This is a genomic window from Paraburkholderia phymatum STM815 (assembly GCF_000020045.1).
GTDB classification, from domain to species: domain Bacteria; phylum Pseudomonadota; class Gammaproteobacteria; order Burkholderiales; family Burkholderiaceae; genus Paraburkholderia; species Paraburkholderia phymatum.
The window spans coordinates 989,559-1,014,343 of the sequence record NC_010623.1; the positions used below are offsets into that span (position 1 = coordinate 989,559).

The 24,785-nt window shown below is 62.1% G+C and carries 19 protein-coding genes; 4 read left to right on the plus strand and 15 right to left on the minus strand.

Features of this window, described 5'->3' with window-relative positions; all coding sequences use genetic code 11:
* The first annotated feature begins 142 nt into the window (after window positions 1-142).
* Window positions 143-499, plus strand: a complete 357-nt coding sequence (locus BPHY_RS20230; RefSeq protein WP_012403311.1) for a BON domain-containing protein — start codon at window positions 143-145, stop codon at window positions 497-499.
* Between the two features lie 28 nt (window positions 500-527).
* On the opposite strand, the gene BPHY_RS20235 is transcribed toward BPHY_RS20230, so the two are convergent.
* The 10 genes from BPHY_RS20235 to norR all read right to left on the minus strand — a co-directional run bounded on the left by BPHY_RS20235 (window position 528) and on the right by norR (window position 15,645).
* The gene (locus BPHY_RS20235) at window positions 528-989 is read right to left on the minus strand and encodes a (2Fe-2S)-binding protein (protein WP_012403312.1); all 462 of its coding nucleotides are present in this window, start codon (window positions 987-989) and stop codon (window positions 528-530) included.
* Complete coding sequence (locus BPHY_RS20240; protein WP_012403313.1) at window positions 977-3,283, minus strand: xanthine dehydrogenase family protein molybdopterin-binding subunit; 2,307 nt, start codon at window positions 3,281-3,283, stop codon at window positions 977-979. Before BPHY_RS20240 ends, BPHY_RS20235 begins: the two co-directional genes overlap by 13 nt.
* Window positions 3,284-3,926: 643 nt before the next feature.
* Entirely contained in the window at window positions 3,927-5,204 is a 1,278-nt protein-coding gene (locus BPHY_RS20245; protein ID WP_012403314.1) for a virulence factor family protein, read from the minus strand.
* On the minus strand, window positions 5,201-7,795 hold the full coding sequence (gene mprF / locus BPHY_RS20250) for a bifunctional lysylphosphatidylglycerol flippase/synthetase MprF (protein ID WP_012403315.1): 2,595 nt from the start codon (window positions 7,793-7,795) through the stop codon (window positions 5,201-5,203). Before mprF ends, BPHY_RS20245 begins: the two co-directional genes overlap by 4 nt.
* 563 nt (window positions 7,796-8,358) lie before the next feature.
* Window positions 8,359-9,915: a DHA2 family efflux MFS transporter permease subunit gene (locus tag BPHY_RS20255; protein ID WP_012403316.1), complete on the minus strand. Its 1,557-nt coding sequence runs from the start codon at window positions 9,913-9,915 to the stop codon at window positions 8,359-8,361.
* Window positions 9,916-9,986: 71 nt separating this feature from the next.
* Window positions 9,987-11,342 carry an HlyD family secretion protein gene (locus tag BPHY_RS20260; RefSeq protein WP_012403317.1) on the minus strand — a complete coding sequence of 452 codons (1,356 nt, stop codon included), beginning with the start codon at window positions 11,340-11,342 and terminating at the stop codon, window positions 9,987-9,989.
* A 34-nt stretch (window positions 11,343-11,376) separates the two neighbouring features.
* Window positions 11,377-12,885, minus strand: a complete 1,509-nt coding sequence (locus BPHY_RS20265) for an efflux transporter outer membrane subunit (protein WP_012403318.1) — start codon at window positions 12,883-12,885, stop codon at window positions 11,377-11,379.
* A gap of 35 nt (window positions 12,886-12,920) precedes the next feature.
* Entirely contained in the window at window positions 12,921-13,358 is a 438-nt protein-coding gene (locus BPHY_RS20270) for a MarR family winged helix-turn-helix transcriptional regulator (protein WP_012403319.1), read from the minus strand.
* 163 nt (window positions 13,359-13,521) lie between these two features.
* On the minus strand, window positions 13,522-13,959 hold the full coding sequence (locus BPHY_RS20275; protein WP_012403320.1) for a MarR family winged helix-turn-helix transcriptional regulator: 438 nt from the start codon (window positions 13,957-13,959) through the stop codon (window positions 13,522-13,524).
* An 87-nt stretch (window positions 13,960-14,046) separates the two neighbouring features.
* Window positions 14,047-15,645: a nitric oxide reductase transcriptional regulator NorR gene (gene norR / locus BPHY_RS20280; protein ID WP_012403321.1), complete on the minus strand. Its 1,599-nt coding sequence runs from the start codon at window positions 15,643-15,645 to the stop codon at window positions 14,047-14,049.
* Window positions 15,646-15,776: 131 nt separating this feature from the next.
* Between norR and hmpA the strand changes: the two genes are divergently transcribed.
* Entirely contained in the window at window positions 15,777-16,958 is a 1,182-nt protein-coding gene (gene hmpA, locus BPHY_RS20285) for an NO-inducible flavohemoprotein (RefSeq protein ID WP_012403322.1), read from the plus strand.
* A gap of 121 nt (window positions 16,959-17,079) precedes the next feature.
* Here hmpA and catC read toward each other — a convergent pair whose 3' ends face one another.
* The 3 genes from catC to BPHY_RS20300 all read right to left on the minus strand — a co-directional run bounded on the left by catC (window position 17,080) and on the right by BPHY_RS20300 (window position 19,639).
* Window positions 17,080-17,370 (minus strand): muconolactone Delta-isomerase, encoded by a 291-nt coding sequence (gene catC, locus BPHY_RS20290; protein WP_012403323.1) that lies wholly within the window; start codon window positions 17,368-17,370, stop codon window positions 17,080-17,082.
* A 129-nt stretch (window positions 17,371-17,499) separates the two neighbouring features.
* A complete protein-coding gene (gene catA / locus BPHY_RS20295; protein WP_012403324.1) occupies window positions 17,500-18,402 on the minus strand; it encodes a catechol 1,2-dioxygenase in 903 nt (300 codons plus the stop codon).
* A 79-nt stretch (window positions 18,403-18,481) separates the two neighbouring features.
* On the minus strand, window positions 18,482-19,639 hold the full coding sequence (locus tag BPHY_RS20300) for a muconate/chloromuconate family cycloisomerase (protein WP_012403325.1): 1,158 nt from the start codon (window positions 19,637-19,639) through the stop codon (window positions 18,482-18,484).
* 90 nt (window positions 19,640-19,729) lie between these two features.
* On the opposite strand from BPHY_RS20300, the gene BPHY_RS20305 reads away from it, so the two are divergent.
* Both BPHY_RS20305 and BPHY_RS20310 read left to right on the plus strand, forming a co-directional pair.
* Window positions 19,730-20,620, plus strand: coding sequence for a LysR family transcriptional regulator (locus BPHY_RS20305; protein ID WP_012403326.1), 891 nt, complete (start codon window positions 19,730-19,732; stop codon window positions 20,618-20,620).
* Between the two features lie 582 nt (window positions 20,621-21,202).
* The gene (locus BPHY_RS20310) at window positions 21,203-21,526 is read left to right on the plus strand and encodes a DUF3331 domain-containing protein (RefSeq protein WP_052306169.1); all 324 of its coding nucleotides are present in this window, start codon (window positions 21,203-21,205) and stop codon (window positions 21,524-21,526) included.
* A gap of 379 nt (window positions 21,527-21,905) precedes the next feature.
* Here BPHY_RS20310 and BPHY_RS20315 read toward each other — a convergent pair whose 3' ends face one another.
* Window positions 21,906-22,832, minus strand: a complete 927-nt coding sequence (locus tag BPHY_RS20315) for a LysR family transcriptional regulator (RefSeq protein WP_012403328.1) — start codon at window positions 22,830-22,832, stop codon at window positions 21,906-21,908.
* A gap of 243 nt (window positions 22,833-23,075) precedes the next feature.
* Window positions 23,076-24,545 (minus strand): NCS1 family nucleobase:cation symporter-1, encoded by a 1,470-nt coding sequence (locus BPHY_RS20320; protein ID WP_041764437.1) that lies wholly within the window; start codon window positions 24,543-24,545, stop codon window positions 23,076-23,078.
* Window positions 24,546-24,785 lie beyond the last annotated feature (240 nt).

Sequence of the window (24,785 nt, forward strand, 5' to 3'; positions counted from 1 at the left end):
GCGTTATCTCTATTCGCGATAGTAGAGGGATGCGGGTTTTCCCCAGTAAGCTAGGCGCGGCTTTGGTGGAAGTGGATTGTTTGCCTATCTTTACTGAGCGGTCCCGTTGAGCGGTCCGAACGCAAACAAGGAGAAAGCAATCATGAAGATTCGCAAGGCCGTGCAGTGGCTTGCCGCCGTCGGTTGCGTGACGCTGACGTCATACGTGTATGCGCAAGCGAGCGATGCGACGTCGATGGCGTCCGCTCCCGCTACCCATTCGAAGAAGGCGACACCCGCGGACAAGATGCTCGCACGTGACGTGCGCAAGGCTTTGTCGAAAGCACCGGGCTTCAACGTATCGAACGTTTTCGTGAAAGCGCGTGGCGGCGCCGTGACGTTATCGGGCAGCGTGCGGGAGGGATCGCAGATCGAGCAGGCGGCGGAAATAGCGAAAGGCGTGCAGGGCGTGACGTCGGTCACCAACAAGCTGACGCTGTATTCGCACGGGAATAATTGATCGACGGGTACGTGGTCAGACGGGCAAGTCAGGTTCGCTTGCCCTGCCCCGTCGCTTCGAGAATGGCTTGCCTGATGCGCGGATAGGTGCCGCATCGGCAGATAATCCCGTGCATCGCGCAGTCTATGTCCTTTGCGCTCGGTGTCGGATTGCGCTGTATCAGCGCACTTGCCGCCATCAGTTGAGCGCTCTGGCAATAGCCGCATTGCACGACGTCGACGCGCATCCACGCGTCTCTCAATGCGCGTGCTTGCGGTCCTTGCAAGCCTTCTATCGTCGTGACGGGATTCGCGCCGATATCGGAAAGCTTTTCCTGGCACGACGTCTTCGCATCCTTGCCGACGTGCACCGTGCATGCGCCGCACACGCCCACGCCGCAGCCGAATTTCGTTCCCGTCATCTTCAGTTCGCAACGCAACACCCAAAGCAGCGGCGTGTCGGGGTCCGAATGCACCTCGACTGACTTGCCATTGAGATTCAGCTTGCGCATGTTGCCCCCCCGACATACAGCTTGTGTTTGAGCGGCAACGCGTAATCGCGCGTGCCTGTCAGCGCGCAGAGCGCGTTCGCGACGGCGGGTGCAACTGGCGGCACGGCGGTCTCGCCCACGCCTTGCGGATGGCTTTTGGACGGCATGATTTCGACGGTGATATCCGGGCACTCGTCCATTCGTACCACATCGTATTCGCTGTACAGGCCTTGAACGACTGCGCCATCCTTCAGCGTGATTTCTTCCTTGAACGCAGCGGAAAGTCCGAACACAATCGCGCCCTCCACCTGCTGACGGATGAGGTTGGGATTGACGGGCAGGCCGCAATCGATCGCGCAATACACATGCTCGACCTTCACCGTGCCGTCCTTCTGCAGCGAAACCTGCGCCACTTGCCCGACCACGCTGCCGAAGGCCTCATGCAGCGCGACGCCGCGAGCATGCCTGACGTCCTTGGCCGTCCATACGGCGGGCATGCGCCAGCCGGACATGCTCGCCACTTTCTGCAAGACGGCGAGATGCCTTGGATGCTTCGTCAGCATGCTCGCGCGAAACACGACGGGGTCTTTGCGCGCCAACGCAGCCAGTTCATCGATAAAGCTTTCGATAAAAAACGCCTGATGCGAATGGCCGACGGAACGCCAGAAGCCGACTGGCATCGGCAGCTGTATCGTGCGTTGCCCGATCCACACGTTCGGCATTTCATAAGGCTGATCGAATGCGCCTTCTGAAACGGTCTTGTCGAAGTTCAGGCCGAGATCGGGAATGCGGTAGTTGCGCGCCAGCCATCCGGCGACGATCGACTGGCTCACCGATGCGTTGTGCCACGCAATCAGGCGCCCTTGTTCATCGAGTCCCGCATGGAAGCGCGACACGCATGCTGGCCGATAGAAGTCGTGACGCATGTCCTGCTGACGCGTCCAGAGCGTCTGCACGGGCCGTCCCTCTGCTTCGCGTGCGATAGCGACTGCCTGCGCGATGAAGTCGACTTCGAGCCTGCGCCCGAACGCGCCGCCCGGCATTTGCTGCTGCAGATCGACCTGTTCCGTTCCGATGCCGAGCACTCGCGCGACGTGCATGCGCGCGACGGCAGGCACCTGCGTCGCCGCCCACACCGTCGCCTTGCCGTCTTTCACTTGCGCCGTGCAATTCACGGGCTCCAGTGCAGCATGCGCGAGGTAGGGCGCGCGATACTCCGCCTTTAGCGTGTGCGCGGCGCGTTTCAGTGCGCCGTCGACATCGCCGTGGCTATACCACGCATGCCCTTCGCTTTCGTCGAGCGCCTGCGTGAGGCGCTTGTCGATGTCAGGGACCGTCAGCCCTTTCATGGGGCCGTCATTCCAGTTGATCGTCAGCGCGTCGATGGCTTTCATGGCGATGAACATGTTCTCCGCGACCACCGCGACACCGCCCGTGCCGCCGTTGTACGCATCGACGGCGAAAATCTTGCGCACGCCCGCCAGCGCTGCCGCGGCCGAAGCGTCGAAATGGGCAACGGTTCCGCCGTGCGTCGGACACATCACGATGCTGGCGTAGAGCAGGCCGTCAGGGACGACATCGATGCCGAAGACCGCGCTGCCGTTGAGCTTCGACGCGGCGTCGATGCGTGTGATCGGCTTGCCGATCAGCTGGAATTTCTCGGGATCCTTCAGCACGGGTTTGCGCGGCAGCGGTTGACGCGATGCCGCCATCGCGAGTTGCCCGAACGCCGCCTTGTGCCCGGCGTCGTGCACCACCATACCTTTTTCGATGCGACAGTCGGCGGCCCTCACGTCCCAGCGTCCGGCGGCCGCCGCGATCAGCATCGTGCGCGCGCATGCGCCCGCTTCGCGCATCGGCAGCCAGAGATCGTTGATCGAGGACGAGCCTCCCGTCATCACCGTGCCAAAATCGCGCGCGAGCTTGCGCGTGAGCCATACCACGGCTTCCTTGACGACGCCGTCATTGTCAGGGCGAAACGGCAGATCGCCTGCCACGCTTTCGATATTGTTATAGATGTCGTCGAGCGGCGCATTGGCCACGCGAATGTCGTCCCAGTTCGCGTCGAGTTCTTCTGCGATCAGCATCGCGAGCCCCGTATGCACGCCCTGCCCCATCTCCGTCCTGCACATCACCACGGTGACGGTGTTGTCGGCGGCTATCTTCACGTAGCCATTGAGCGCGGCTTCGCCGGGACGCACGGGCATCGGCTCCGACGTCACGAGGCGCTGACGCGGCGGCAGCGCCGACCATCCGATCACGAGGGCACCGGCTACGCCCACGCCGCCCAGAAGGAAGGTTCGACGCTTCAGCATGGCATCTCTCAGAGGAATCCAGCATGGACACCAGTAAAACGCACCAGCCGCGGCTCAACTGAAACCCCTGCGAATTCAAGCACTGCCGTTGCGCCGCTGCGCGCGTCCGCGACATCTACAATCTGTCCGGCTCCACAAGCGCCACTCCTTTCCATCAACGTTCATATTAGTGCGCGTTGCAAATTTCGCCGCATCGAATGAACGGAAAGTTGAGGCGGAAAAGATTGCGACGATGCGGCAAATCGCGCATTGCCATTTAGCGCTACACGCCTGCGAACTGCAATAAGCGCACTCATCCAGGTGCCGCCCGAATGCGTTTGAAGCACGCTGCGACAAGGCTTTGGCGCATGTCGGCATTCATGCTGCACTGCGACTCGAACGCAGTGGCATATCGCTTGCATTATTGATCGGCAAGCGCTGTGTCACGACGACCGTGTGGTCTCGGCAGTCGCACAGGGAGAAGAGAGATGCCTTATCTGATTGGTTGGTTGCTAGGTGTGCCGCTTATCGTCCTTGTGATTCTGTATCTGATTTTCCACTGAGGACGCACAGCCAGCGCGATCATTGCGATCGCCTTGCAGAAGTACAAACGCGGGGTACGCCCTTTGGGGAGTACACCCGCGTTTCATTGCCCGCTTCTCTTTCAGACTCCGTTGGCCTGCTTTTTCAATGCATTGAGAATGCGTTTTTCAAGCGCGACGTAATCGTGCCCGAAGTGATGATCGCCCGTCGTGCGGATCACTTCGATACCCGTTTTGGTGAGCGTCGGACAAAGCGTCTCGTCCTCGTGCTCGCCGTAAAAGCACTGCACGATCCTGGGCGGCAGACGTTCAAACTCCGGCTTCACCGGCAGCGCCTTGTCGCTCGCGGGCATACCGAGCCAGCCCGTCACGCGAATCTGGAAGTCCGCCGAGGGCGCGAAGCCCAGCAGCGAGATCAGCGAGACCTTGGCGCGCAAGCCGTCGGGCAAACGGTTGTACGCGAACGGCATCACGTCTGCACCGAACGAATAGCCGATCAGCGCAACGTGATCCGCGTGCCAGCGCGTCGCGTAGGTTTGCAGTACACGTGCGAGGTCGTGGCTCGTCTGCTGCGGAGAGTGCTCGGACCAGAAGTAACGCAGGCTGTCCCAGCCAATCACGGAAACACCGTCCTTTTGCAATTCTTCGGCGATCGTCTTGTCGAGGTCGCGCCAGCCGCCGTCGCCGGAAATCACGATGGCCATCAAGCCCGTCGGATGCGCAGCGGGCAGTTCGATCAGCGGCAGATCGGAGACGTCCTCTTCCTTCATCACCGCGACGCGCAGATGCGGCGTCGTCAGTTCGACGATGCGCTGCGTGCCCGCCGACGGGTTCGCATCCGTTTCCGCGAAACCGGGCAGACCGGGGCCGTGCGTCACGGTCGGGTCCGGCGCGCACGGGTTGAAGCGCTTGTCCAGATTGCCCTGCGCCGCGACGGATACAGCGCCCGCCACGGTGTTTTCGGGCGCCTGCTTGAGCACCTGCATCGCAAGCGTCGCACCTTGGCCCGTACCGGCGACGATGGGCATGAAATAGCGGTTCGATTGCACCTGCCGCTCAAGCTGATGGCTCACGGCTTCCGCATCGCCTACCAGCTGATGACACGCTTCCTTCTTTGCAGCGAGATTCGCGGCGTACTTCGCGGTGTCGACGCCGACCACCATCGCGCCGTTCTTCGCGAGCGCGTCGGCGGCCTGCTGGTCGGCCGGATTCCAGCCGCTTTCACGCGAGAACAGCACGACGAAGCCGCGCACATCGGCCACGGGCTTCGTCACCGTGACGTTGCCATAGCGGCCGCCCGGCAAGGTCTCATACGCGTGCGCCGTCGGCGCTACGCCGGCGAGCGAGCACAACGAAACGCTCGCCAGTGCGGCGAGCCGGTAAAACTTTTGCATGATCATGAACGCCGGCCCCCTGCCAGCAGCGAAAGGTCGGCAAGCGTGAAGAACACGCCGACTGAACCGGATGCAGCGAGATAGCGCGGCTCCCAATGAGGCTGGAATTTGCTCTTGAAAGCGCGCAGTCCGCGGAAGTTGTAGAAGCGGCCGCCGAAGCGCCACACGATGTTCGCAAGACGATGCCAGCGCGACGCGAGCGGCGTCGGCGACATGCCGGAGAACGGCGCGATGCCGAGGCTCAGCGAACGGAAGTCCGCCTGCTTCAGATGCAACGCGAGCTGCGTGAACAGATATTCCATCGCGTACGGCGATGCCTGCGGCACGTGGCGCATCACGCCGACGGTCGCCTCCGTGTTGAGATCGGTCGTCATGAACGTGACGAATGCGACGGGCTCGCCCTTCTGACGCACGAGCATCACCGATTGTGCAGCGAGATAGTCTTCCGTAAACGCGGCAACCGAGAAGCTCTTTTCGCGCGCATCGCGGCTGTCGAGCCAGCCGTCGGAAATCGTGCGCAGCGTCGCGATCGATTCGGGCACGCGCGCGGGCTCGATCACTTCGACAGAGAAGCCATCGCGCTCGCAGCGCTTGAGCGCATAGCGCAGGTGCGCGCGATGCGGGCCCTTCAGATCGAATTCATCGAGCACGACGTGCGCTTCTTCGCCGAGTTTCATCAGCGTAAGGCCGGCGTCGAGATACAGCGGCAGCGCATTCGCGCGCACCTGATAGAACGCGGCGCGGCCGCCGTGCGCATGCGCGAGCGCCACGAATTTCCTGATCAGATCCGCCCATTCCGCTCGCGGTCCGACGGGATCGTGCAACGCCGCCCATGTGCGGCCGTACTTCGCGTACATCAGGAACGCCTGGCGCGACTCGGAGAACAGGAAGCTCTTGTCGCCCATCAACGCGAGGCCTGCGTCGCTGCGCTCCTGCGCGCGGAAGATGCGCGCGGCGTCCGCGAGATCCTGTTGCGCGGGCTTCACGAAGCGGCCGGCAGCGGGACGCAGCAATTGCCAGAAGCAGAAGGTCGCGGCGAACAGGCTCGCGGCAAGCGTCGCCCGCAACGCACGCGGCGCGCGCTCGTCGAACGCGAATTGCCACCATAGGTCGCGCGTATACGGCACGTCGCGGAACGCGAACAGCATCACCCACACCGCGAGCATCAGCACCATCGCCACTGAAACCAGCCAGCCCGCCGTGAAGGGCTCGGCGAACAGCGACGAGCGGCGGTTGAAGCGCGAGCGCGTGGCGATCAACAGCACGATCAGCGTCGTCAGCACGCCTGCTTCGACGAACGCAAGGCCCTTCGTCAGCGAGAGCGCGAGACTCACGACAGCGAGACCCAGCGTCAACCACCAGGCCGCATCGAGACGGCGCAACAGGCCGCGCGCAACGAACAGCAGCGCGACGCCCACGATGCTGCACAACATCTGCGAGCTTTCGAGCACCCACAGCGGCACCAGGTCGCGCAGAATGGCGATGCGCTGCAAGAAGGCAGGCGTCGCGCTGGAAATCACCAGCATGCCGCCGACTACGAAAGTCAACAGGCTAAGAAACAACGGCGCCAGTTGCGACACGGTTGCCGCGTGATGCAGCGGCAGGTGCTTCTTCAGCGCACGCCCTTCGAAGCCGGCCAGCAGGCCCGCCGACACGATCAGCGGCAGGCCGAAATAGATCGCGCGATACGCGAGGAGCGCGGCGACCATCGAATGCGTCTGAACGCTGCCGCCTAGCGCGAACACCATCGCCGCCTCGAACACGCCGACGCCGCCCGGCGTATGGCCGATCAGGCCGAGCAGCATCGCGGCCGCGTAGATCGTGATGAACGACACGAAGCCGACGTGCGCATGCGGCAGAAGCGCCCACAACGCAAGGCCCGCTGCGACGACGTCGAGCACGGCCAGCAGGATCTGCTCGATGAAATCGCGGCGCGCAGGGATATCGAACGAAAGCCAGTTCCAGCGCGTCCGGATTTGCCGGGTGCGCTTGCCGCACGCGAGCGTCATGAGGCCGAGCACCGTGAGCAGCGCCGTGCCGCCCCACGCGAGCGCGCCCGGCGGGCTGTGCAGCATGGGCGCGAGCGTCGACGCGTCGCACAGCATGCCGAGCGCAGTCATCAGAACGAGCGCGAGCGCCAGCGACACGCTCGTGAATACCGTCATGCGGCCGATCTGCGCCGGCGTCACGTCGGCGACGGCGTAGACACGCGCGCGCACCGCGCCGCCCGTCAGCGCGCCAAAGCCGGTCGCATTGCCGAGCGCCGAGCCCGCCGTCGCGCCGATCCACAGCGCCACGCGCGGCACCCGCTTGCCGATGTAGCGCAGCCCGACTGCGTCGCGCCCGACGAGGGCGATATAGCTGAGGATCGTCGCGCCGAGAGCAGCCGACCACTCGCCCGCCGTCAGGTGCCGCAAATGACGGATCACCGAGCGGTAATCGACTGCCTGCGACAGGTGCTGGAACACGATCAGCAGCAGCACGCAGACGCCCAGCGACAGCGCAGGCGACAGCACGCGGCGGCTGCCGGCAGCGGCGCAGGCTCGCTGAAGCAGCGCGGCCGCGCGGCTGAAGGTAGAGCGGGGATGGTCAGACATGGATAAATCCGGGTGTTGCCTGATGCAGCAGCAATGGTCTCGTTGCTAACGCATCGAATGAGGTTGGGTTTCGGAGCGCGCCGGACGCTATCGCCGTCCAGCTTTCGCCTGTTTCAACTCTTTACAAATGGACAACGGCAAATTGCACAAAAGGTTGACATCGGGAACGACCCGAAGGCGATTTTTTGCAGTTTTCGCTTAAGAAAACCTGATGTGAAGGATGACCGATCTGTAATTGAGTCGAATTTCCTGTGCTCCGAGGCGCTTCGGCACACGGCTGCCAGTCGGCACTCACCGCCGCAGCCCGCATGCGGTTTCGCTTTCCAGCCGGGGCAGCGCGGCAGATGAACCGGCTGGTACAAACCCTGCCCCATTTCATCCATTCGAGCCCGGACGCACGATACCAGATCTTGACCTTACGTTTACCCTTATCGAACGTTCCGCGGGCTTTCATCACCCTACGTTTGCGCGACAGACAGCGAACCGATCTCCCGCTGCCCCAATGCGAAAAGCCCCAGTCACGTTGCCGACCGGGGCTTTTCATTTCAACTCGCGTACGGTGCTCAGTGCGCGCCCGACGCCGCGGCGCCGCCGCCGCCCTTGGCCGGTTTCGTCAGCCAGATAAGCGGAATGATCACGATGAAGATCATCGACGACAGCCAGAAGACGTCGTTCAGGCCGAGCATCGCGGCCTGCGCGTTGAGCGACCGTTCGAAGAACGCGACGGCCTGATCCGCGCCGCCGCCGAGCGTCGCGTGAATGCTCGTCAGCGCGTTCGCGTAATCCGGGTTGTTGAGGCTGGACTGCTCAGCCAGTTGCGCATGATGCAGGATCGTCCGGTTGTCCCAGCCTGTCGTGATCAGCGACGTGCCCACGCCGCCCGCGAAAATGCGCACGAAATTCGACAGCCCCGCGGCGGCGGGAATCTTGTCGGCGGGCAAGCCGGACAGGATGATGGCCGTCAACGGTACGAAGAACAGCGCCATCGGAATGCCTTGCAGCAGTGTCGGCAGAACCAGCGTCCATTGATCGACGCCTGTCGTGTAGTGCGAGCGCATGATGAACACCCCTGCGAAGCCGATGAAGGCGAGCGTCGCGAGCACACGCGCGTCGGACCTGGGCACGATCTTCGCCATCACGGGCGCGAGCAGCACGGCGAAGACCCCGAGCGGCGCCGTGACGAGGCCTGCGTCGACCGAGCGATAGCCCAGATAGCCCTGAATCCATTGCGGCAGGATCACAAGGTTCGCAAAGAACACCGCATACGCAACCGAAATCGCAATCGTGCCGCCGCGGAAGTTCTGCCCCGCAAAGAGACGCAGATCGACGATCGGGTTCTTCTCCGTGAATTCCCAGATCAGGAAGAACACGAAGCTGATGGCCGCGACGACCGTCAGCGTCCAGATCACCGGCGAGCTGAACCAGTCGAGATCCTTGCCTTTGTCGAGCATGATCTGCAATGTGCCGACCCACACGGCAAGCGACAGCAGTCCGACCTTGTCGATCGGCAGCTTGCGCGTCGGCGATTCGCGGTCGCGATAGAGCAACCACGTCACGGCCCCGGCGAACAGGCCCACGGGTATATTGATGTAGAAGATCCACGACCAGCTGTAGCTATCGGTGATCCAGCCGCCGAGCGCGGGGCCCGCAATCGGGCCGACGGTCGCCGTCATCGCCCACAGCGACAACGCCGTCGAGCTTTTTTCCTTCGGATACGAGGCGAGCAGAATGGCTTGCGAGAGCGGCGTCAGCGGCCCCGCCACGAGGCCCTGCAACACGCGGGCGGCGAGCAGCACGACGAGGTTCGGCGCGACGCCGCACAACCACGAAGAGAACACGAACAGCAGGATCGACGCGACGAACAGCTTGATCTGCCCGACCCGCTGCGTGAGCCAGCCCGTCAGCGGAATCGCGACGGCGTTGGCGGCCGAAAACAGCGTGATGACCCACGTGCCTTCGTCGACGGATACGCCGAGATTGCCCGAGATGGTCGGGATGGCGACGTTCGCAATGGACGAGTCCAGTACGTTCATGAACGTCGCGAGCGCGACGGCGAGTGTTGCGAGCACCAGCTTGCCGCCTGTGAAAGGCTGGGGTGCAGTTTGCGTCGAGGGTTGCATGGCTTTTTATCTGACCTGTCAGGTAATCGGGTAAGCGAAGACACGTCGATGGACCGCGTCTCCGCTCTGCTTTAGCCCGCGTGCTGTGCCGTGCCGGCTTTATCGCCGGTTTCGCGCTTGGCGAACGGCCGGGACTCCGCATGAGTCGGCACCATGTTCTGCGCGATGATCCTGTCGATCTCCGCGTCGGCCTGCGCGCCGTATTCGGCAAACACGTCGGTGCGATACGTCGTATTCAGGGCGGCGCCGAGTTGCGCGCCCGTGTTGTCGCGCGTATCCACGTCGACTTCCATCGACAGTCCGATCCGCAGTGGATGCGCTTCGAGTTCCTTCTCGTCGAGCTGGATGCGCGCGGGCAGTCGTTGCACGACCTTGATCCAGTTGCCCGTTGCGTTCTGCGCGGGCAGCGTGGCGAACGCGCTGCCCGTGCCGGCGGAGAAGCCGACGACGCGGCCGTGATACCGAACCTTGCCGCCGTACACGTCGGCCGTCAGCATGACGGGCTGGCCGATGCGCATGTTGCGCAGCTGGCTCTCCTTGTAGTTCGCGTCGACCCATACGCCGTCGAGCGGCACCACGGCCATCAACGGCGTGCCCGGCGACACACGCTGTCCGACTTGCACCGAACGCTTTGCAACATACCCGGTGACAGGCGCGGGCAGCGTGTTGCGCGCATACGCGAGGTACGCGTCGCGCACCTTTGACGCCGCGGCCTGCACGTTCGGGTGCTGCGCGACCGTCGTGCGATCGGTCAAAGCACGGTTCGCTTGCGCCTGCTGACGCGCAGCGTCGAGCGCGGCCTGCGCGGCCGTCACGGTGTCGCGTGCGTGGGCGATGTCTTCGGCGGACACTGCGCCCGTGCCGGCGACGGCCTGGCGGCGGCGCAGATCGTCCTGCGCGCGCGCCAGATCCGATTGCTTCTGCGCGACGTTCGCCGCGTAGAAATCGTTGTTCACGTACAGGCTGCTGACTTGCCGAACGGTCTGCCCGAGCGTCGCTTCTGCGTTTCCGAGCGCGACCTTCGCATCGGCATCGTCGAGTTTCACGACGGGGTCGCCCATCTTCACGATCTGCGTATCGTCGGCATTCACGGCGATGACGGTGCCCGTCACTTGCGGCGTGAGTTGCACGAGATTGCCGCTCACGTAGGCGTCGTCCGTGGTCTCGTGGTAGCGCGCAACCGTCATGTAGTACGCGCCGTACGCGGCAGCCGATGTGACGACGGCCACGCCGAGCAGCGACAGCAGCAGCTTGCGCTTGCGCGTATTCGGTTCCGCCGCGCCCGCAGCCGGGGCCGCCGCCGCTTCGGGCTTCGCTTGCGGCGTTTGCGGCGTTTGCGGCGTTTGCGGCGTTTGCGGCGTTTGCGGCGTTTGCGGCGTTTGCGGCGTTTGCGGCGTATCGCGCTCGGTGGTTTCGATTTCGCTCATGTTCTGTTCTCCTGGCAATTCGATCGGTAGGCGCTCAATGCGCGGCGTTGGCAGACGTTTCAGGGGCGGACGTGACGTGCGCGTTCTGGTCCGTGTTCGAGGTATCGACGAAGCCGCCGCCCAGCGCGGATGCCAGCGCGATCTGCTGATCGCGGCGGTCCATTCGCAGGTTCGCAACGGCCTGATCGGCGGCAAGCGCATTCACATCGGCATTCAATACCGTCAGCTGGTTCGTGAGCCCGGCCTTGTATTGCACGAGTGCGAGCGAATCGGCCTGGCGCGCGGCGTCCTGTGCGGTTTGCGCGTCGACGAGTTGGCCGTCCGTCGAACGCACGCCGGCAAGTTGCGTGGCAACCTCGCTCAACGCGGTAACGAGCGTCTGGTTGTAGGTTGCGACGGCATAGTCGAAATCGGCGTAACGGCCCTTCAGTTGCGCGCGTAGTTCGCCGGCATCGAAGATGGGCAGATGTATCGCGGGACCGACGGATGCCGTGCGGCTCGCCGCCGTCAAGAATCGGCCGAAACCGAACGCGTCGAGTCCGATCGCCGCGCTCAGGTTGATGTCGGGATAGAACTCGGCTTTCGCCTCCTTTACGTCGTGCGTCATTGCATCGACGCGCCAGCGTGCGGCGACGATGTCGGGACGGCGGCTTACCAGATCCGCGGGGAGGTTGTCGGGCAGATTCACGTCGTCGCCGATGCCGAGCGTGGGACGCGCGATCTGCAGTCCACGGTCCGGGCCAGCGCCGAGCAGCGCGGCGATCTGATATCGCGTGGCAAGAATCTGACCGTCGAGCGACTTCAACGTGGCGCGGCTCGTCGCGAGATTCGCCTGAGCCGTCTTGCGCTCGACTTCCGTATCGAGGCCCGTCGCGATGCGGCCCGCCGTAATTCTGTCGATCTGTTCGCGCTGTACGATCTCCTGCTGCGCGATATCGCGCAATGCATACAGACGCGCAAGCTGGTTGTACGTGCGCGCAATCGAAGTCGTCAGCGTGAGCTTGACGACTTCGGCATCGGCCTGGCTCGCCTGCAGTTGCGAGATCGCCGCCTTCAGCGCTTCGCGGTTCTTGCCCCACAGGTCGAGATCGTACGAAGCGCTCAGCAGACCCTTGTTCTCCGTCTGCCACGAGCCACCCGTCGGCGGCGGCACGAGCGCGGTGCCCGAATACTGCTGACGCGTAAGCGAATAGTCGGCGTCGACGCGCGGCATCGTGCTTGCCTTCGCCGTTTCGCTATACGCCGACGCCGATGCCACACGGGCGCGGGCCTGTTCAAGCGTCGGACTGCCCTTCAGTGCCTCGTCGATCAGCGCCTTCAGTTGCGCGTCGCCGAACTGATCGGCCCAATTGGCGGCAGGCCAATGGCCCGACTCGGCGGGAATGCTTTGCTGCGTCGCGTACTGCTGCGGTTCGGTCGTCTTCGCATCGCTATGAATGCCCGCGTAGTTGACGCACGCCGACAGCACGGCAGCGAACATCACGGACACGCCCATTTTCAGCGCGCCGGAAGCGCGCCGTCCGGCATTTGATTGATTTTTCATTGTCTGACCTATCAGATAATCGGATAAAAAAATGCTCAATCGTTGAGGAACTTGCGAAGCAGACGGCGCAGTTCATCGAATTCTTCCGTGGTGAAGCATTGAAGCCGCGCATTGAGCACGTCGGGCGCGATCTCCGTGATCCGCAGCGCAACCTCGCGGCCGGCCTCGGTCAGTTCCAGATTCACCACGCGGCGGTCGTCCTGATCGCGGGTACGTGTCAGCATGCCGAGCCTTTCAAGCTTGTCCAGCGTGCGCGTCATCAGGCCCGTGTCGATGCCCAGGTGCCGCGACAGCATCGCCGGCGTCGTATCCGTGCCGCGCAGTAGCGACATGAAGATGCCGATGTGATGAGCCCGCACGTTCAGACCTCTCACCGCCGCGTCCATTTGCCCGACGATCAGATTACGCGCCTTGCTGATCGCGAAACCGACGTTGTCGGTCAAATGAAACGCTTCCTTCGAATAGTGCGACATCTTTGACTCCTCGCTATTTGCAAGAACACTAATTGACCTGTCAGATACAGTCAACGCCGTGTCAGCGAAACTCATTGTTCCGTCAGATGCAACAGCACTTATCTTTCAAACGGATAATGCCGCGGAGCGAGCGGCAGCGGGAGAGGCAAGAAAAGCGGCCGTTTCAGTCGCTGATGAATTTGCGCAGCAGACGGCGCAGTTCGTTGAGTTCGGCCTTCGAGAAGTCCTTCAGGCGCGCGTTCAGCACGTCGGGTGCGATTTCCGGAATCTGGTCGGCGACCGCGATGCCGGCCTTCGTCAGCGCGAGATTGACGACGCGACGGTCTTCCTGGTCGCGCGAGCGGACCACTAGCGCTTTCGCTTCGAGCTTGTCGAGCATGCGCGTCATCAGGCCCGTGTCGATGCCGAGCATCTTCGACAGTTCGAACGGCGTCGACGCAAGTTTCTGCCTGAGCATCAGCAGGATGCCCATTTGCTGGCCGGAGATATCGAGGTCTTTGAGCGCCGCGTCCATCTCGGTCACGATCAGGTTGCGCGCCTTGACGAGCTGAAAGCCGACGCTCTCCGTGAGCCTGAAATTGTCTTTGGTGTAGTGACGCACGCGAAGCCTCCTGAATGATCGATTGGCGATCTGACTGACAAATCAGATACTACCAAATCAGGTCTCGACGGCACTGCGAATGGAAGGCTATTTCAGCCCGAGGCGCTTGGCGAGACGGTTCAGGTTCGCGCGATCCATGCCGAGCGAACGCGCGACAGCCGCCCAGTTGTGGTTGTTGCGCTCCAGCGCGTCGCTGACGAGCGTCCGCTCGTACGCCGTAACGGCGCTGCGGAAGTCGGCGGCGTTCGCCGCGCCGGCATCGGCCGCACCTGCATTCGACGCCGTCGCAGCCACTTCGCCGCCATTGCTCGCCGACATGCCGAGATCCGCCGCCGTCAGCGTCAAAATGCGCGGCCGCTCAGGATGCCGCGACAGTGCCTTGAACGCACTGCGGCCGATCATATGCTCCAGTTCGCGCACGTTGCCGGGCCAGCTGTAAGACAGCAGCGCGGTTTGCGCGTCCTGCCCGAGGCGGATGCTGAGCAGTCCGAGGCGCGCACGATTCTCTTCGAGGAAAAAACCCGCCAGCAGCAGCACGTCGCGGCCGCGCTCGCGCAACGGCGGTACACGTAACGGATACACGCTCAGCCGGTGGTACAGGTCAGCACGAAAACGCCCGTCGCGGACTTCTTCGGCGAGGTCGCGATTGGTCGCCGCGATGAGCCGCACGTCCACCTTGTGCTCGCTATCAGAGCCGATGCGTTGCAACTGCCCGTTCTGCAGCACGCGCAGCAGCTTCGCCTGCACGCCGAGCGGCAACTCGCCGACCTCGTCGAGAAAGAGCGTACCGCCATCGGCGAGTTCGAACTTACCGCGGCGGTCCGACGAGGCGCCCGAAAACGCACCGCGCACATGGCCGAACAGTTCGCTTTCGACGAGCGTATCCGGCAGCGCCGCGCAGTTCAGGCTGATCATCGGCTTGTTCGCGCGTGGCGAACCCGTGTGGATCGCGTTCGCGACAAGCTCTTTGCCTACACCCGTTTCGCCCGTGATGAGCACGGTCAGATCGCTGTTCGCGACCACGCGGATTTCGTTCATTAGCTGCTGATGCGCCGTGCTGCTGCCGACCAGTTCGCGGCTGCTCTGCCCGCTCGCCTGACGGTAAGCCTCCGCGCGCTGACGCTCTTCTTCCGTATTGCGTTCGAGCGTGTCGATGCGCTCCGCGACGCTGACCGTCGCCGCCGCAAGGCTAAGGAACGCCTGCAGCGTGTTCATGTCGATGCTGTCGAAACGCTCGGGGTCGAGCGAGTCGAGCGTCAGCAAACCCCACGGCCTGCCACCGATCAGCAGAGGACAGCCGAGGCAATCGTGCACTTCGAGATGGCCGCTCACGCCCTGCACGAGGCCGTCGTACGGATCTGGCAACTCCGAATGCGCGGGAAAGCGGGTGGGGTGCTCGCTCGACAGCAGCGCTTCGAACCGCGGATGGTCGCTCACGCGAAAACGGCGGCCGAGCGTATCGCCCGTCAGGCCGTCGATCGCGAGCGGCACGAGGATGTCGTCATCGAGACGCAGCAGGGCCGCTGCATCGCCAGGAAAAAGCGTGCGCAGCGTCGTCAGAAGACGGCGATAGCGCTCGCGCTCCGGCAGGTCGCGCGACAGATCTTCGACTAGCGGAATCAGCGCATCGAGCACTTTCGATGCAGTCAATTTGACTTCTGATGTAGTCGTTTTAACCCTTGTCATATGCACGTCTTATGTTTCTAAGCGACTGATTTTACGATAGTTTCAAGCTGGCCCGATAGCTGCATTACAGGCTACCCGAACCCCGCCGCATTCGCGCGGGACCCACTCGACCCACTGCGAGGAATCAACTCATGCTGTCAGCCGAACATCGCGCAATCGTCAAGGCAACCGTTCCGCTGCTCGAAAGCGGCGGCGAAGCGCTCACCACGCACTTCTACAAGGTCATGTTGTCGGAGTACCCGAGTGTGCGCCCGCTGTTCAACCAGGCTCACCAGCAATCCGGCGATCAACCGCGTGCGCTGGCGAACGCGGTGCTGATGTATGCGCGTCATATCGAACAACTCGAACAACTCGGCGGACTGGTTTCGCAGATCGTCAACAAACACGTCGCGTTAAACATTCTGCCCGAGCATTATCCGATCGTCGGCACATGTCTGCTGCGCGCGATCCGCGAAGTGCTCGGGCCGGAGATCGCAACGGATGCCGTGATCGAAGCGTGGGGCGCCGCGTACGGTCAACTGGCCGACCTGCTGATCGGTCTCGAAGAGAAGGTGTATGTCGAGAAGGAAACGTCCAAGGGCGGGTGGCGCGGCACGCGTCCGTTCGTGGTCGCGCGCAAGGTCAAGGAGAGCGACGAGATCACGTCGTTCTATCTGCGTCCCGCCGACGGTGGCGACGTGCTCGAATTCCAGCCGGGCCAGTACATCGGATTGCGCCTGATCGTCGATGGCGAAGAAATCCGCCGCAACTACTCGCTGTCGGCTGCGGCAAACGGACGCGAATATCGCATCAGTGTAAAGCGCGAGCCGAACGGCAAGGGCTCGAACTATCTGCACGATGTCGTCAAGGAAGGCGACACGCTGGATCTGTACGCGCCGTCAGGCGATTTCACGCTGGAGCATAGCGACAAGCCGCTCGTGCTGATCAGCGGCGGTGTCGGCATCACGCCGACCCTCGCGATGCTGAATGCCGCGCTGCAGACCTCGCGCCCGATTCACTTCATTCACGCAACGCGTCATGGCGGCGTGCACGCGTTCCGCGACGCGATCGACGAACTCGCCGCGCGTCATCCTCAACTCAAGCGCTTCTATGTGTATGAGAAGCCCCGTCAGCAGGACGATGCGCATCACGCGGAAGGTTTTATCGACGAAGATCGTCTGATCGAATGGATGCCGGCGACGCGTGACGTCGATGTGTACTTCCTTGGACCGAAGCCTTTCATGAAGGCAGTCAAGCGTCACCTGAAGGCGATCGGCGTGCCGGAAAAGCAGAGTCGTTTCGAATTCTTCGGCCCCGCAGCAGCGCTCGATTGATGTTGCGTTTGGTATTGCAGTAGTAGTGGCTGTTGTCTATTGAAGGCTACCCGGTAGTACTTTGGAAGAGACGATGTTCTGGTCTCTTCCTTTTTTATCTGGGCTTGCACATAAATGGCGTCTAGCGATCATCTTCGTGAATAGACGACGGATGACGGCACATCGCGTCGACGGTCACTTCCATGTACGGATAAAGCGGCAACTGCATCAGCAGATCGTTCAACTGTGCCGGACTTTCCACATCGAACACGCTGTAATTCGCGTACAGCCCCGCAATGCGCCAGAGGTGCCGCCAGATACCTTCTTTCTGCAGACGCTGCGCCATTGCCTTTTCAGTGGCCTTCAATTCATTGGCGCGTTCGACGGGCATATCCGGGGGCAGCTTGACGACCATCTTCACGTGAAAAAGCATGCGTGTACTCCCTTATGAATTCGTTGCGCGGCGTTCGTTGGTCGCAACTCGCGCGACTCAAACCGAAGCGGCCGCCTGAAGCGGCGGCCGCATTCACACCACTATGCGTTCTGCTGGCGTGCTGCGCGATCAGGCACGCACACGCTCCACTTCGCTCGTCGGCAGATCGTTGCGCTCCTTGACGAGGCTGAAGTCGAAGTCGATCAGTGCAAACTGGCCGTCGATACCGTAAGGCTTGCCCGTTGCACCCTCTTCCTTCTTCACGGCTGGCACGAGACCTTCACGCGTCGCGAATGCGAAGTCGTCCCACAGATACGGATCACCTTCGATGTTGATCTGTGTGGTCAACTTGCGGAAGCCGGGAGCGGATACGAAGAAGTGAATGTGCGCGGGACGATGGCCGTGACGGCCGAGCTGATCGAGCAATTGCTGCGTCTTGCCGCCGGGCGGCACGCTGTAGCCGATCGGAACGACGCTGCGGAAGCTGTAGACGCCGTCCGCATCCGTGCGAATCGAGCGGCGCAGGTTGTACTCGGCCTGCGACTTGTCGAAGTGCGAGTAGTTGCCCAGATGGTTCGCGTGCCACACTTCGACGAGCGCGCCTTTCACCGGCTGACCGTCGTCGTTGAGCACGCGGCCGCGCATCACAAGGGTTTCGCCCGGCTCGTTGCCGTTGTCGAGCCGCGCATGCCCCGTCGATTCCGGCGCGCCCGCCACATACAGCGGGCCTTCGATGGTACGCGGCGTGCCGCCCGCGACGCCCGCTTTCGCTTCCGCTTCGTCGAGACGCACATCGAGAAAATGTTCGAAGCCAAGACCCGCTGCGAGCAGGCCCAATTCGCCGCTTTGGCCGGCTTCGCCAAGATAGTTCAGCGCGGCCCAGAATTCGTTCGGCGTCACGTCGAGTTCGTCGATCGTGACGAACAGATCGCGAACGATGCGGTTCACGACTTGCTTCGTGCGTGCGTTGCCTTCGTGCGTGGCGCTTGCATTGATTTTGTTCAACAGCGCGTCGATGGTTTCGATGTTCATGGGGATGTCTCCTTTTAGTCCAATCACTGATGACGATGCCAAATGTGCTTTACGGGCTGCGAATCCAGCACCGTCATAGCTAACCTTTGACCACACTCGCGCCGTGTTTCGAGTCGCGGCGCAATCTCCCGATCTTGTCGAGGTCGAGTTGAATTCCGAGTCCGGGGCCATGCGGCAACTGCAACGAGAAGTTCTCGTAACGCAGCGGCTCCCTGAGAATTTCTTCCGTGAGAAGGAGCGGCCCGAACAACTCGGTGCCCCACTTCAATTCGCGGAACGTGCTAAACAGTTGCGCCGAAGCGATCGTGCCGATCGCGCCTTCGAGCATGGTGCCGCCATACAGGTCGACGCCCGCGGCGAGCGCGATAGCGGCGACGCTCGCGGCACCCGTCAAGCCGCCCGACTGCGCGATCTTCACGGCGAATACATCTGCCGCGTGCGCGCTGGCGATGTCGAACGCGTCGACGGGACCGTGCAGCGCTTCGTCCGCCATGATCGGCACCTTCGACAGATGCGCGAGCCGCTTGAGTCCGCGCTGGTCTTCGGCGGCGATGGGCTGCTCAATCAGATTGCAGCCTGCGTCCGCGAGCCGCTCGCTGGCCCAGATCGCTTCCGTCTGGCTCCATGCCTGATTCACGTCGACGCGCACTTCGGCGCGATCGCCAACGGCGGCCTTGATGGCAGCGACGTGCGCGATGTCGTCAGCGGGCGCGCGCGTGCCGATCTTCAGCTTGAACACGCGGTGCCGCTTCTTTTCGAGCATCAGATGCGCTTCGTCGATATCGCGGCCGGTGTCGCCGCTCGCCAGCGTCCATGCGACTTCAACGGAATCCGTCACCCGGCCGCCGAACAACTCCGACAGCGGCACGCCGAAGCGTTGTGCCTGCGCGTCGAACAACGCGGTTTCGATCGCGCACTTGGCGAAGCGGTTGCCCTGGAAGCACTCACGCAGCTTCGCCATCGCCCGGCCGGGACGAGTCGCGTCCATGCCCTTGAGCATCGGCGCGAAATACGTGTCGATGTTGGTCTTGATGCTTTCGGGGCTTTCCTCGCCGTAAGCCAGACCGCCGATCGTCGTCGCCTCGCCCCAGCCCTCTATACCATCCGCGCATTGAATCCGGATCAGCACGAGGGCCTGGCAATTCATCGTGGCAACCGACAGGCGGTGCGGGCGAATCGTCGGAACGTCGACGAGAATGGTCTCTATGGCTTGTATCTGAACGGGGCTTGATATCATACGGCTCTCCTGCTGTTGTGCTCATACTAGGGGCGCCGGCGAAATCCGTCCAAGACCGATTGAGTCTACTTCCATACCTTCGGGGCATAGATGGAACTGCGCCAACTCCGCTATTTCGTGGCCGTCGCTGAAGAAAGGAACTTCACGCGGGCGGCCGAACGCCTGAACATGACGCAGCCGCCACTCTCGCGGCAAATCCAGCAGATCGAAGACAGTGTGGGACTTGCGCTGTTCGAACGCGGTGCGCGTCCCCTCAGGCTGACCGAGGCGGGACGGGTCTTTTACGCGCAGGCGAAGCGTCTGCTCGAAGAGAGCGACGAACTGCTTCCTCTCACGCGGCGTCTTGCGCAACTCGCCGAGCGCATCGTGGTCGGCTTCGTGCCATCCACGCTATACGGCCCGCTGCCCGACGTGATCCGCGCGTTCAGAGAAGCCGCGCCGCTTATTCAGATTTCGTTGATCGAAATGTTCACGATCGAGCAGTTGAGCGCACTCAAGGGCGGCCGGATCGACGTGGGCTTTGGTCGGCTGCGTTTCGACGATGCACAATTGGCACGCGAGGTGCTCGTCGAAGAACACCTGATCGCGGCACTGCCCGCCGGTCATGCGCTCGCCGACGCGCCCAGGCTGACGCTCGACGCGCTGTCGAAGGAAACGCTGATCATCTATCCGTCGACGCCGCGTCCGAGTTACGCGGACCAGCAGCTCTGCGCGTTCCGCGATCATGCCGTCGAGCCGGCCGCCATTCATGAAGTGAGGGAACTGCAAACTGCGCTTGGACTCGTCGCCGCGCAAGTTGGCGTGTGTCTCGTCCCCGAAAGCGTGAGGGGTTTGCGGGCGCACGGCGTGACATACCGGTCGATCGACGAAACGCAAGTGTCGTCGCCCATCATCATGAGCCGGCGTTTGCAGGATCAGAGTCCCACGACCGACCTGTTCTGTTCGATTGCGCGCGACCTGTTCAGGAAGCCGCCCATCTAGCGGAACGGATGCGCCGGGCGTGCAGCAGTTGTTCTCAGCGTGGATGTGAGCAAGACCAAGGCCGCCAGGCTTCTGGCAATCTTTGTCGCCAACGACAACCATGACAACCGCGTCAAGGTGGGACAAGAAGTAATAGCGATGCATATTTATGCGGATATGCAGCCTTAAGGGCGCGCGCGCAGACAGGGTCAGCGCTTCGGCCGGGCTTAAGAACATCAGCGACCTGAAGCGCGACAAGATTACGTTGCGCAATCCGGTTAACAACGCTTAACTTGCTGTATGGCCGCCTGAACGTCCAATATAGAGTCACGGCGCGTTGATGGCGGGAATCGATTTCGCGCATTGCTGCGCGCCATGCAGGCATGTCACTGGAACTGCCTTGCGAGCCACACCGTACAACACGTCAGCAGCAGCATCTCGGCCGCCTCAGAGCGTGCCGCCAGCCAAACTCTGTGACGGAGGTGAATGATGACTCGTCCGGTTGAAGAAGATATCGTTCGACGCGCCTTGGTGGGCGTCCTGATGCCCACGCCCCTTGAATCGGTCAAGAAAGCACAATACGGTCCAAAGAAAAAATTCCGCATGACCAAGCGCCCGCCGCCGGAAGCACTCGAACCCGCTACCGCTGAACCGCCGCCGGCGCACATCTCGATCCTCGAACAACTGTCGTCGAAGACGCTGAGTGTGTGCTGGAGCGATCCGCGCTCGGGCCATTACGCAGATCAGGTGTGGCGCATCGGTCTCGCACGCATGGATTCGTTCTGCGTATTGACGGGCATGCCGATACGCCGCGGCGACCCGGTGTTTCGCCCCCGAGCATGCGAGAGCTATTTCCCCGCGAATCGCGACCGCATGATTCTGGCGTCCGCCGTACCGTCTTGTCCGAGCGGGATCGTGCTCGACTGAATTCGAAGCACGATCATTCGCATGCTGTAAAGCCTGAACAAATCTTAAGCGCCATGGGCGGCAAAGCCCTTGGCGCGTTAGCCAACGATGCTGCGCGTCGCTTAATGACGCGCGAACCGCGCAACATTCGTTGCAGGCGCAGCATCGAATCTTCACGCACCACCCGCAGGGTTTGCGTACCTTTGTCATACGCGTGACTTTTGGCTAGTCCATAGCCGCCAGACAACACATCAAAAACACGCGGTGCAAGCCGTATTCGACACCCGCGCTGTATGAGACATAGCCACTCCGACCCGTCACATCGCAGTCAGGCTAACTGCTGTCGGATGCCGGTGCAATTCGTCGTGCGGCTAAAGGTCTGAGCATTCGGAAAACGATGCTAAAGCGGTCGAAGGCTGTCCAGCGGATGCAGCTCGAGCGCGTCGTCGACGGCCAGTTCTCGCGCGATGAAATCGATCAGCGTACCTACCCGCCGGCTCGGCACCGCCCCCGCATAGACAGCGAACAGATCGACGCGCTCGCCGATGTACTGATCCAGCGCCGTCTCGAGGCTGCCTGATATCAGTTCGTGATAGACATCCCACCGGTTCTTCAGTATCACGCCATAGCCGTTGACGGCCCACTCGCGCAGCACGCTGCCGTCGCTCGCCACACGGTTACCGGATACTCTGACGGCGATCTGCTTGCCGTCGACGACGAACGGCCAGTTCGTGAACGGCGCATCGGGCCGCGCGAGGATCAGGCAGTTATGCGAGGACAATTGCGACGGATGCATCGCCTTGCCATGTGCCGCCCAATAGGACGGAGCGGCGCATACGACGCGCGGTCCCGTCAGCAGCAGGCGTGCCTTGAGCCGCGGGTCGATCAGCGGACCATGTCGCAACGCCAGGTCGAGATGTTGATCGACCAGATCCACCACGCCGTCCGTCAGCAACAGCGACACCTGCACCTGTGGGTACAGGCTCATGAACTTGTCCAGCAACGGCACGACGCGTGTGCGGCCGAAATCGGTGCTGGCCGTCAAGCGGATTGGCCCGTTCAATGGGCCGTCTTCGCGCAGGCTCAGGATCGCCGCATCCCAATCGGCAAGCACACGGCGTGCGTCGTCGAGAAAGCGCTGGCCTTCATGCGTAAAAGCCAAACGCCGCGTCGTGCGCATGATGAGACGTGCGCCGACTTCCTCTTCCAGCTTTTGCAGCGCTAACGTTACCGTCGACGTCGATACCGTGCTCTTTCGCGCAGCCGCGGAGAAACTCCCGGCTTCGGCGATTTCGACAAACAGCCTTAACGCGTCAAGCCGGTCCATCTTCGTGTCCGTTCGAAAGTGCTGGCAATATGGAGTTGTTTCGATTCGACGGCCCTGCGGGTATATGCGCGAGCATATGAAGGCAGTGGCGCACTCGTACACGTCACGAATCGACTACTGAGTATCGAATACTTTGATCGGCCTCTAACGACAAACTAGCGCCCAAATCCGTCCATCACGCCAACACGTGAGCATATGTGCTAACGCTGCGGACTTCGGCGTGAAGGCGCCGAAGAAGGCCTGTCACGTTCTACGAGCGATCCGCATTATGACTACGTATAGCACCGCGCCCGCCACGGCGCCGATCAGCCAGCCAAAGTTGTTTGCGGGCAGCACGTGCAATAGTTGCGTGCAGAGTTCCCAACCAATGGAAATGCAGCCCGACAGCACGAGCGCCGCTACGCCCACCCGGTTCCAGCCACCGTCGTAGTAGAAGCGGCCAGTGGGCGCCATCGTGTACAACTCGGCAGTGTGTACCTGCTGCTTTTTGATCAGATAGAAGTCGGCCATCATCACCCCGTAGAGGGGTGCGAGCACGGCGCCGAACACGCTGACGAATATCGTAATGGCTTTCGGACTGTCGACGAAAATCCACGGGCACACAACTACCGCGAGAATCGATGCAATCAGTCCGCCGCGCTTGAAGTCGACGTGCTTGGGGAAAAGGTTCGCGAGGTCGTAAGCAGGCGAGACAAAATTGGCGACAATATTGATACCCATTGTCGCTACGATGAACGTGACGCTGCCTATCACCACGGCCACCTTGTTCTGGATGTGTGCGACGATCGCGACGGGGTCCATGATCATCGAGCCAAACACGCGGGCGCTGCCCGACGTCACGATCACCGTGATGATCGCGAAGACGATGAAGTTGACGGGCAGTCCCAGGAAATTGCCGACCTTCATCTGCTGCTCGCTCTTTGCAAAGCGAGAGAAGTCGCCGAAGTTCAACAGCAGCGCAGCAAAGTAGCTGACGACGAGCAGCACTGCATTGCCCATGCCCGCGAACTGCTCGGAGCCCGTTAGCGTTTTGCCGCCAAGCGTCAGACTCAGGCTGCCAAGCCCGGCTTGTGAAAGAATCCACGCCATCAGCGCGAACATCACGACGTAGACGGCGGGCCCGCAAAAGTCGATGAACTTGCGGATCGTCTCCATGCCTCTTTGAAAAATAAACAGCTGGAAGATCCACATGAAGAGGAAGCTCACCCAGCCCAGACCGTCGAGGCTCAGGAAGCTGACGTTGCGCAGTGCGACCGACGCGGGCGCGAACAAAAGCAGCAAGGTCGCCACTGCTTTGGACGCGAAGTAGGTTTGCACGCCATACCAGACTATGCCCACCACACCGCGAATTACGGCGGCGAGGTTTGCGCCCATTACCCCCATGCTCACCCGCGCCATCACGGGAAATGGAATGCCGTGCATGTAGCTCGGCTTTCCGACCCAGTTCATCAGCACGTAGACGACGAGGATGCCAACCGTCAGTGCGATCAGCACCTGCCAGCCGGAAATGCCGAGAAGAAAGAGACTCGCCGCGAACGTATAGCCGCCGACGCTATGCACGTCGGACATCCACATCGCAAAGATGCTATAGCCCGTCCAGGTGCGCCGCGTATGAGGCACAGGGGCAAGGTCGCGATTGTGCAAGCGGGAATCAGCCTGTTCGACGGAATCGCCGACGCCGTGCGGCGCATCGAAAAGCGGTGACGTGGACATGGCCCCCCCTGCTGAAAGAAGCATGGCCGTCCCCGAAGACCGCCATGACATGACGATGCAACGTAGCGCGCAGGCATGATCTGCCGTAAGGCCCGGTCGAAATCGCGGTCCGCGTTGAAGGATCCTGTTTCTCCAATATAGATTGTTCTATTAATAAAAGCGCTTGTCGATCTTGTCAAAATTGGACCGACAGTTGAATTTCGGGGAACGGCGTGCAGGCGGCCGTCGCGAGAGCGGAGC

Bases quoted from the DNA above. Each gene is read 5' to 3' on its own strand.
- BPHY_RS20230 (WP_012403311.1), top strand. From the start codon at position 143: ATGAAGATTCGCAAGGCCGTGCAGTGGCTTGCCGCCGTCGGTTGCGTG.
- BPHY_RS20235 (WP_012403312.1), bottom strand. From the start codon at position 989: ATGCGCAAGCTGAATCTCAATGGCAAGTCAGTCGAGGTGCATTCGGAC.
- BPHY_RS20240 (WP_012403313.1), bottom strand. From the start codon at position 3,283: ATGCTGAAGCGTCGAACCTTCCTTCTGGGCGGCGTGGGCGTAGCCGGT.
- BPHY_RS20245 (WP_012403314.1), bottom strand. From the start codon at position 5,204: ATGATCATGCAAAAGTTTTACCGGCTCGCCGCACTGGCGAGCGTTTCG.
- mprF (WP_012403315.1), bottom strand. From the start codon at position 7,795: ATGTCTGACCATCCCCGCTCTACCTTCAGCCGCGCGGCCGCGCTGCTT.
- BPHY_RS20255 (WP_012403316.1), bottom strand. From the start codon at position 9,915: ATGCAACCCTCGACGCAAACTGCACCCCAGCCTTTCACAGGCGGCAAG.
- BPHY_RS20260 (WP_012403317.1), bottom strand. From the start codon at position 11,342: ATGAGCGAAATCGAAACCACCGAGCGCGATACGCCGCAAACGCCGCAA.
- BPHY_RS20265 (WP_012403318.1), bottom strand. From the start codon at position 12,885: ATGAAAAATCAATCAAATGCCGGACGGCGCGCTTCCGGCGCGCTGAAA.
- BPHY_RS20270 (WP_012403319.1), bottom strand. From the start codon at position 13,358: ATGTCGCACTATTCGAAGGAAGCGTTTCATTTGACCGACAACGTCGGT.
- norR (WP_012403321.1), bottom strand. From the start codon at position 15,645: ATGACAAGGGTTAAAACGACTACATCAGAAGTCAAATTGACTGCATCG.
- hmpA (WP_012403322.1), top strand. From the start codon at position 15,777: ATGCTGTCAGCCGAACATCGCGCAATCGTCAAGGCAACCGTTCCGCTG.
- catC (WP_012403323.1), bottom strand. From the start codon at position 17,370: ATGCTTTTTCACGTGAAGATGGTCGTCAAGCTGCCCCCGGATATGCCC.
- catA (WP_012403324.1), bottom strand. From the start codon at position 18,402: ATGAACATCGAAACCATCGACGCGCTGTTGAACAAAATCAATGCAAGC.
- BPHY_RS20300 (WP_012403325.1), bottom strand. From the start codon at position 19,639: ATGATATCAAGCCCCGTTCAGATACAAGCCATAGAGACCATTCTCGTC.
- BPHY_RS20305 (WP_012403326.1), top strand. From the start codon at position 19,730: ATGGAACTGCGCCAACTCCGCTATTTCGTGGCCGTCGCTGAAGAAAGG.
- BPHY_RS20310 (WP_052306169.1), top strand. From the start codon at position 21,203: ATGACCAAGCGCCCGCCGCCGGAAGCACTCGAACCCGCTACCGCTGAA.
- BPHY_RS20315 (WP_012403328.1), bottom strand. From the start codon at position 22,832: ATGGACCGGCTTGACGCGTTAAGGCTGTTTGTCGAAATCGCCGAAGCC.
- BPHY_RS20320 (WP_041764437.1), bottom strand. From the start codon at position 24,545: ATGTCCACGTCACCGCTTTTCGATGCGCCGCACGGCGTCGGCGATTCC.